This window comes from Aphanothece microscopica RSMan92, from assembly GCF_046613545.2.
Lineage (GTDB): Bacteria > Cyanobacteriota > Cyanobacteriia > PCC-6307 > Cyanobiaceae > NIES-981.
Map to the genome: position 1 here is coordinate 1 of NZ_JBKKKY020000572.1, position 432 is coordinate 432.

The 432-nt window shown below is 56.5% G+C and carries 1 protein-coding gene; it reads left to right on the forward strand.

Annotated features, from left to right (window positions below; genetic code table 11):
* Nucleotides 1-432, forward strand: a 432-nt coding sequence (locus ACLD7X_RS19115; RefSeq protein WP_411425257.1) for an efflux RND transporter permease subunit, incomplete at both ends; no start/stop codon positions are given.

The following is a 432-nucleotide window of genomic DNA, read 5'->3' on the forward strand; positions in this document are numbered from 1 at the left end:
TTTTGAACACGCCAACGAATGCGCCGCCCTGATCACACCCATTGAGGGAGTAGCCAGCTGCCGGGTAGAACCCATTGTGGGCTTACCCCAAATCAAAGCCACCTACCACCGCGACCGCCTGGCGCAGTATGGGCTAGATGTGGCCGATATCAACCAGCTGATCCGTACCTCGTTTGCGGGTGAAACCGCCGGGGTTGTATTTGAAGGGGAGCGTCGGTTTGACCTGGTGGTAAGGTTGGACAGTACCCACCGTACCGATTTGAAAGATCTTCGTAATCTGTATGTAGCACTACCCCGGGGCGGGGCTGTTCCCCTGGGCGAGCTGGCCGATATTCGCTACGAAGAAGCATCGGCGCAAATCTCCCGCGAAAATACCAAGCGGCGGATTACCATTGGAATCAACGTGCTGAACCGCGACGTGGAAAGCGTAGT